Source organism: Nonomuraea composti (assembly GCF_012034275.1).
Classification (GTDB): domain Bacteria; phylum Actinomycetota; class Actinomycetes; order Streptosporangiales; family Streptosporangiaceae; genus Nonomuraea; species Nonomuraea composti.
Genome location: NZ_JAATEP010000117.1, coordinates 1 through 7690 on the forward strand (window position 1 = coordinate 1; position 7690 = coordinate 7690).

Annotated in this window: 7 protein-coding genes; 5 read left to right on the forward strand and 2 right to left on the reverse strand. The window is 73.4% G+C overall.

Going from position 1 to position 7690, the window contains the following annotated elements:
• Positions 1-100: 100 nt before the first annotated feature.
• Entirely contained in the window at positions 101-244 is a 144-nt protein-coding gene (locus HCN51_RS57190) for a hypothetical protein (RefSeq protein WP_168022147.1), read from the forward strand.
• Positions 241-885, forward strand: a complete 645-nt coding sequence (locus tag HCN51_RS57195; RefSeq protein WP_168022148.1) for an NADPH-dependent FMN reductase — start codon at positions 241-243, stop codon at positions 883-885. The genes HCN51_RS57190 and HCN51_RS57195 overlap by 4 nt, the downstream gene beginning before the upstream one ends.
• Here HCN51_RS57195 and HCN51_RS57200 read toward each other — a convergent pair.
• Positions 872-2059, reverse strand: a complete 1188-nt coding sequence (locus HCN51_RS57200) for an MFS transporter (protein WP_168022149.1) — start codon at positions 2057-2059, stop codon at positions 872-874. The two genes, HCN51_RS57195 and HCN51_RS57200, sit on opposite strands and share 14 nt — an antisense overlap.
• 98 nt (positions 2060-2157) lie before the next feature.
• Between HCN51_RS57200 and HCN51_RS57205 the strand changes: the two genes are divergently transcribed.
• A complete protein-coding gene (locus HCN51_RS57205; RefSeq protein ID WP_168022150.1) occupies positions 2158-2751 on the forward strand; it encodes a TetR/AcrR family transcriptional regulator in 594 nt (197 codons plus the stop codon).
• A 204-nt stretch (positions 2752-2955) separates the two neighbouring features.
• Here HCN51_RS57205 and HCN51_RS57210 read toward each other — a convergent pair whose 3' ends face one another.
• Positions 2956-3222 (reverse strand): hypothetical protein, encoded by a 267-nt coding sequence (locus HCN51_RS57210; protein ID WP_168022151.1) that lies wholly within the window; start codon positions 3220-3222, stop codon positions 2956-2958.
• A 173-nt stretch (positions 3223-3395) separates the two neighbouring features.
• Between HCN51_RS57210 and HCN51_RS57215 the strand changes: the two genes are divergently transcribed.
• Positions 3396-6290 carry a M36 family metallopeptidase gene (locus tag HCN51_RS57215; RefSeq protein ID WP_346434190.1) on the forward strand — a complete coding sequence of 965 codons (2895 nt, stop codon included), beginning with the start codon at positions 3396-3398 and terminating at the stop codon, positions 6288-6290.
• 114 nt (positions 6291-6404) lie between these two features.
• A complete protein-coding gene (locus HCN51_RS57220) occupies positions 6405-7622 on the forward strand; it encodes an amidohydrolase family protein (protein WP_168022153.1) in 1218 nt (405 codons plus the stop codon).
• Positions 7623-7690 lie beyond the last annotated feature (68 nt).

Here is a 7690-nt window from a genome sequence, read left to right on the forward strand (position 1 = left end):
TGGACGTGCGCGCCCGCGCGGGCAACCCGCGCCGGCACGTGGGACGGCTGCTGCGCGACGCGATCGCGGCGGCACGGGGACGAAAGGTGGCGGCCTGACCATGGCTGAGTGGCGCGAGTACGAGGGCGACGTCCACTGGTACGACCTGCCCGACGACGAGGCCGAGGAGGACTGGGTGCCGGACGAGACGGGCGAGGCGGCCGAGAGGCGCTGGGCGTGGGGCCGGCTGGGGGTGGCCCGATGAGCGTCGTCGCGCTGGTCGGCAACCCGAGGGAAGGCTCCAGGACGCTGACCGTGGCCGTCGAGGCGGCCCGCGCCGTCGGGCGGCGGCTGGAGCGGGCCGGCCACGGGTCCGGCCGGGGAGCCGGCGGGGCGGAGCCGTACGAGGTGGTGGACCTGGCGGCGCTCGGGCCGCACCTGCTCGCGCCCGGCGCGTCTCCGCAGGTGGAGGTCGCGCTGGAGCTGGTGCGGGAGGCGAGCGTGCTGGTGGTGGCCAGCCCCACCTACAAGGGCACGTACACGGGGCTGCTCAAGGCGTTCCTCGACCGGCTGCCGCCGCAGGCGCTCGCGGGCAAGGCGGCGCTGCCGCTGCTCGTGATGGGGGACGCCAAGCACGCGCTGGCGGTGGAGGTGCACCTGCGCCCGCTGCTGGTGGAGCTGGGAGCCACCGTGCCCACCCCCGGCCTGGCCGTGCTGGAGTCCCAGCTCCCGAGCCTGGCGGAGGTCATCGCCCCCTGGGCCGACCGCGTGGCCCCACAGGCGGTGGCCGGGGCCGGGCTCACGCAGGCCGCCGGGGCCGAAGCGTCTCAGGCGGCCGGGGCAGGTGCGTCCCAGGCGGCCGGTGGCGGGGAAGTGGTGGAGCCCGCCGTCATTACCTCAGGCTAGGGTTCCGGCGGGCGGTCCACACCGCCGCCCCGGCCAGGACGAGGAGGCCGCCCGCCGCCCACAGGTCGCCCCGGAGCGTGACGGCGTTCACGATCGTGCCGCCGGCCAGCGAGCCGAGCCCGATCGCGAGGTTGAACACCGCCACCCACAGCGCCGAGGCGGCCTCCACCGCCTGCGGCGCCGCCTTGATCATCCAGGTCTGCAGGCTGACCGACACCCCGCCGAACGCCAGCCCCCACCCGGCCAGCAGCACGATCCCCCCGGCGGGCGTGCCGCCGACCAGCGGGTAGAGCAGCACGATCAGGGCCAGGGCGGCGACGATGACGAGCACCGTCCGGTGCGGCCGGCGCGCCACCGCCGCGCCCGCCGCGAAGTTGCCCGCGATGCCCGCCAGCCCGAAGCCGAACAGCAGCGGCCCGACGAGCGCCGCGCCGATCCCCGACAGGTCCTGCAGCACGGGGCTGATGTAGGTGTAGGCCGCGAAGTGCCCGACCACGATGAGGAACGTGGCCACGATCCCGGCCCGCACGCCGGGGTTGCGGAGCTGGTCGGCGAGGTGGCGCAGCCCGACCGGCCGGGTGGCGGCCAGCGGCGGCAGGATCGCGAGCAGCCCGAGGAAGGCGGCGAGCCCGAGCCCGCCGAGCGCCCCGAACGCCGCGCGCCAGCCGGCCAGCTCGCCGATCACGGTGCCGATGGGGACGCCGAGCACGTTCGCGGTGCCGACGCCGCCGAAGATGAGCGCCGTGGCGCGCGGCACGTGCGCCGGGGCGACGAGCCGCACGGCCAGCCCGCCGGCGATGGCCCAGAACCCGCCGATCGCCACGCCGACCACCGCGCGGGCGGCCAGCAGCAGCGGGTACGTCGGCGCGAGGGCGGAGCACAGACCGGCGAGCGCGGTCAGCGCGACCAGCCCGATCAGCAGCAGCCGCCGGTCCATCCGCCCGGCCAGCACGGGCACCACGGGCGCCGCGACGGCGGCGATGAGGCTGGGCAGCGTCACCATCAGCCCCGCTGTGCCCTCCGAGACCGACAGCGCGCTGCCGACGGAGGTGAGCAGCCCGATGGGCAGCTGCTCGGCGGTCACCACCAGGAACGTCGCCACGGTCACCATGACCACCGCCGCCCAGCGGCTCCTGGGTGGGGCGTCCGGCTCCGTGGTACGGGTCGTCGTCATGAGGTCTCCTCACCAGCTATTTGGGAGCGATCGCTCCCGTATGGCGGCTCACCCTAGTATGGGAGCGATCGCTCCACAACTGCGGTAGGGTGGCTGCCATGGCACGGCCGAGGGAGTTCGACGAGCAGGACGTGGTGGCCAGGGCGACCGAGCTGTTCTGGCGGCGCGGCTACACCGCCACCTCCGTCCGGGACCTGGGCACCGAGCTGCGGCTCACCCAGAGCAGCCTCTATCGCACCTTCCACGACAAGCGCGGCCTCTTCCTGCGCGCCCTCGACCACTACCGGGCCACCGAGACCTCCCAGGCGGAAGAGCTGCTGGAGCGGTCAGGGCCGGTGCGCGAGGTCCTGCGCGAGTGGCTGATCTGCATGGTCGGCGACGAGGCCGGGCGCGGCTGCCTCGTCGTCAACACCGCCACCGAGCTCGGCGCCGACGACCCCGACATCCGGCGGCGCACCGAAGCGGCGTTCGACGTCACCAGGACGGCGCTCGAAGCGGTGCTGCGGCGCGGCTGCCGCGACGGCGAGCTGCCCGCCGACCTCGACGTGGACGCCGCCGTGGACCTGCTCTTCACCACCGTGCTCGGCCTGCGCGTGCGCGAGCGCGCCGGTCACGACCCCGAGCGGCTGGCCGCCACCATCGACTTCGCCGTCCGCGCGCTCGCCGCGCGCGGAAACGCCGCCGCATTCTGAAAGCAGGCCCTTGTTAATACGCGGCGCCGGAAAAATCGGTGTCCTTTCTCATTCGTCATTCTTGAACTCGAATTCCGTGGACACCCCAACTCTTCTCACCCATTTCCGGACACATGATGTGCCGCTGGAGCTGCCCAGGGGCGGCGAGCCGGTATGGGACGACGTGGAGCTCCACCGGCGCGCCCGGCTGAGCGACCCCGAGGGTTACGCGCTGCTCGCGCTGGTGCCCGGCACGCTCCCGTGGCAGCGCGCCCGGGTGCTGCTGGAGACGCTCGCCGCCGCGCAGGACGGCCTCGGCGCCGGCACCCGCGCCACGCTGGCCAAGGCGACCAGGGCGCTCATGTTCGGGCTGCCGCCCGCGTACGCCATCACGGCGCTGCTCGCGGTGCGGCGGCTGCACGCCAACCGCAAGCACACGACCAGGGCGATCGTCACGTTCGTGCTGGAGCACCCCGACGCGGACGCGCTCATCGCGGCGCGCCGCCCGGCGCTGACCGACCTCTTCGAGCATGCCCTCGGCCACTTATCTTCGGCTTATACGCTGATATTTCCGGTTTTACAAGATCTTGTCAGCCCTAGAAACCGGTGTTACCTCTTGCGAGATGCGCGAAACCTGCGCATCCCTGGCACGCAGGAGGGAAAACGTGTCGACCACGTCCTGGTTACGCAGCACGCTCATCGTCACCGCGCTCACAGCGTCGGTCCTGCCCCTCGCGGGGGCCGCCCGGGGCGAACCCGGCGGGCAGGCCCCCGAGCTCCACGACTTCCAGGCGGAGAATTCCGGCAAGCCGGATGTGGACCACCGGCAGGGCCGGGTGCCGCCCCCGGCCGGCCTGCGCCTCGCCGGATCCACCGGCAAGATCCGCTGGAACGCTCTCGGCACCCCGGCCGCCATCGTCGGCGCCGAACCGCTCGCCGAGGGCCTGGGCAGCGACCCCGTGCAGGCGGCGCGCGCCTATCTGAAGGACAACCAGGCCGTCTTCGGGCTGACGGCCGAGGCCGTGGACGCGCTGGAGACGGTCGCGGTCAACCCGATCGGCGCCGGCGCCGCCGTGCTGCTGCGGCAGCGCTTCGGCGACCTGCCGGCCGGCGTGGACGGCCTCGTCGCCATCGGCGTGTCCGGCGGCCAGGTCAGGCACGTCACCTCCTCCCTGTCACGCTCCACCGAGGCGCCGCCCGCCGCCCGCCTCACCGCGCAGCAGGCCATGGAGGTCGCGGCCAGGGACGGCGGCATCGACCTCGCCTCGGCGATCACCAAGCAGGCCACGCCGGTGGCGGTGCCCGCGCCCGACGGCGTGCACAGCGCGTACCAGGTGGTGCTGATCGGCGGGGCTCAGGGCGCCGAGGCGGGCTACACCACGCACGTGGACGCGGTCACCGGCGCCGTCATCACCCGCGAGAACCTCGTCGACCACGACTTCGACCCGGACAACCCGCGCTGGGCGGCCTTCCCGGCCAACCCGTCCGGCGACTACTCCGCCAAGGACACCCGCCAGATCTGGTGCCAGGCGCCCGCCGCCGGCTGCGACTACGTGATCGGCGGCGACCCGGCGGCCGGCAAGCCGTGGGACGTCGACCACGTGACGAACGAGCCCACGTTCACCAGCTTCGGCAACGCGGCCAGGACGTTCGAGAACCGGGCCAGCGGCGACCCGTTCACGGTCGGCACCCGCTCGAACGTGCCCACGCCGAGCAGGAACTACGTCTACCCGTGGAAGAACACCTGGCACGAGGCCAAGTGCGACCCGGCCGTGTTCGACCAGCCGGGCGAGGCCGACCTCGAAGCCGCCATCGCCAACCTGAACGCCATGCACAACCGCATGCACGACTGGTCGTACCGCCTCGGCTTCACCGAGACCGCCTGGAACATGCAGGCCGACAACGGCGGGCGCGGCGGCCTCGGCAACGACCCCGAGCAGGGCAACGCCCAGGCGGGGGCGCGGGTGCTGTCCGTCCGCGACAACGCCAACCAGATCACCGGGCCCGACGGGGTGGCGCCGATCACGAACATGTACCTGTGGCAGCCGATCGCCGGAGCGTTCTACTCGCCCTGCGTGGACGGCGACTACGACATGTCGGTCATCGGCCACGAGTACACGCACGCCATCTCCGGCCGCATGATCGGCGGGCCGAATGCCGGCTGGAGCGGCGCCCAGGCCGGGGCCATGAACGAGAGCACCTCCGACCTGTTCTCCATGGAGCAGCTCTTCGAGTACGGCACCCGCCCGGCGGGCGACACCCCGTACGTGACGGGCGGCTACGTCACCGGGGACCGGTCGCGCGGCATCAGGAACTACGACATGTCGAAGTCGCCGCTCAACTACAGCGACCTCGGCTACGACATCGTCGGCACGCAGGTGCACGCGGACGGCGAGATCTGGTCGGCCACGCAGTTCGACGTGCGGGCGGGCTTCGTCAAGCGGTACGGCCAGGGCACGGCCAGGCTGCAGCGCTCGTGCGCCGAGGGGAAGACGCCCGTGGACAAGTGCCCGGGCAACCGGCGCTGGGCGCAGCTCTCGTTCGACGCGCTGCTGCTGATGGCCTCGGGCGCGGTCGACTACGTCGATCACCGTGACGCGCTGCTGGCCGCCGACGCGATCCGCTTCGGCGGCGCGAACCAGGACATCATGTGGCGCGCGTTCGCCGAGCACGGCTTGGGTGAGGGCGCGACGAGCAACGGGCCCGGCGACGCCGACCCGGTGCCGAGCTTCGTCAACCCGGCGGGCCGGAACGGCTCCCTGCAGCTCAAGCCGCTGGGGGAGGCGAAGGGCGCGGCGCTGCGGCTGTACGTGGGCGACTACGAGGGCCGCGCCGTCCCGGTCGCCGACACCGACCCGGCGACCGAGCTCGGCGACACGGTCGAGATGACCCCCGGCCTGTACGACTTCCTCGTCGTGGGCGCCGGCTTCGGTCACAAGCGGCTGAAGTACGCGGTCGTCCCCGGCGTGCGGCTGCCGCTCCCGCTGGCCCTGTCGCGCAACCACGCCTCGGCGGCGAGCGGCGCGACCGCGACGGGCGACGGCGTCAACCAGGCCCGGCTGATCGACGAGACCGAGGCCACGAACTGGGCCTCCCGCACCGGCGCGCCGGCCGGCAAGTCGGTCGTGGTGGACCTCGCGGGCGACGAGCCGGTCAAGATCCGCAGGGTGCAGGTGAGCGCCATGCTGCGGCCCGGCACCGACGCGGCCGACCCGGGCACGCAGAACCGCTTCTCCAGCCTGCGCTCGTTCGAGGTGCTGGCCTGCAGCGCGAACTGCGCCGACCCGGCGAGCTTCACGAAGATCTACACCAGCAGGGCGGACGCGTTCGACGCCACGCTGCCCCGGCCACGGGGCGCCGACATGCTCATCAAGTCGTTCGACGTGCGCGCCACCAGCGCCACGCACCTGATGCTGCGGGCGCTGACCACGCAGTGCACCGGCAACCCGCGCTACGCCGGCGAGCAGGACAACGACCCGAACTCGGCGACGGACTGCGCGACGGCCAGCCCGGCCAGGGAACACGTCAGGGCGGCGGAGTTCCAGGCGTTCTCCCACTGATCCCCCTTTCGGGGTCGCCGCCCGCGCCGGGCGGCGACCCCTCCCGGTAGTTTGATGTCGTACTATTCGGTCTATAGCTAGTTCGACATCAAACTACTCCGCCTGGGGAGAACCATGCGTACCCTGATCCGGAACGTCCGCGTCTTCGACGGCGAGCGGACCGTGCCCGGCACCGACGTGCTGATCGACGGCGACCGCATCGCCGAACCCGGAGACCTGAAAGCCGACGTGGAGGTGGACGGCACCGGCAGGACCCTGCTGCCCGGCCTCATCGACGCCCACACGCACGCCTTCGACGGCGACCTGGCCGAAGCGCTCAGATTCGGCGTCACCACGGAGCTGGACCTGAACAACCTGCCGCCCATCCTCGCCGCCCAGCGCCGCCTGGCCGCCGAGCGCGACGACGTCGCGGACCTGCGCGGCTCCGGCATGATCGCCACCGCGCCCGGCGGGCACCCCACCCAGATCATGACCCCCGACCTGCTGCGCGCCCTCGGCAGCGACTCCGGGCTGGATACGGTCGCCGACGCCGGGCAGGCGAAGGCGTTCGTCGAGGCCCGGCTCGCGGAGGGCGCCGACTACCTGAAGATCGCCGTCGATGACGGCTCCGCGTCCGGCCTGAGCCTGCCCGTCCTCAGCCCCGAGCTCGCCGCCGTCCTGGTGGAGGCCGGGCACGCCGCCGGGCTCAAGGTCATCGCCCACACCGTGACCGCCAGGGAGGCGCTCGTCGCGCTGGACGCCGGGGTGGACGGGCTGGCGCACCTCTACTCCGACGTGCCGGCGGAGGCGGCCGAGGAGACCGCGGCCAGGATCGCCTCGTACGGGGCGTTCGTCGTCAGCACGATCGTCTACATCGAGGCGGTCACCGGCGGCACCGGTGGCGCCGAGCTGCTGCGGGACCCGCGGATCGCCGCACGGATGTCGGACCGCGCGAAAGCCACCTTCCATCAGAATCCCGGCGGTCCGGAGCTCGGTGACATCCCCATGCACCCGGCGGGCGTGGTCAACGCCGCGCACGCCGCGGCCGCGCTGCTGCGGGCCGGCGTGCCGGTGCTGGCGGGCACGGACGCGACCTCGTTCGGGCCGGTGCACGGGGCGGCCTTCCACCGCGAGCTGCTGCTCCTGACGGAGGCGGGCCTCACGCCCGAGCAGGCGCTGGCCGCCGCGACCAGCGTCACCGCGCGCTGCTTCGGGCTCGCCGACCGGGGCCGGATCGCGCCCGGGCTGCGTGCCGACCTGCTGCTCGTGGACGGCGACCCGACCACCGACATCACCGCCACCCGCGCCATCGCCGGCGTGTGGCGCGCCGGCGTGCGGCAGGGCGAGCGCTGAGCACGGACCTCCGGGCATGAGAACGGGGCTGAGGCCCCCACCGCCTCAGCCCCGCCCGACCGTTGATC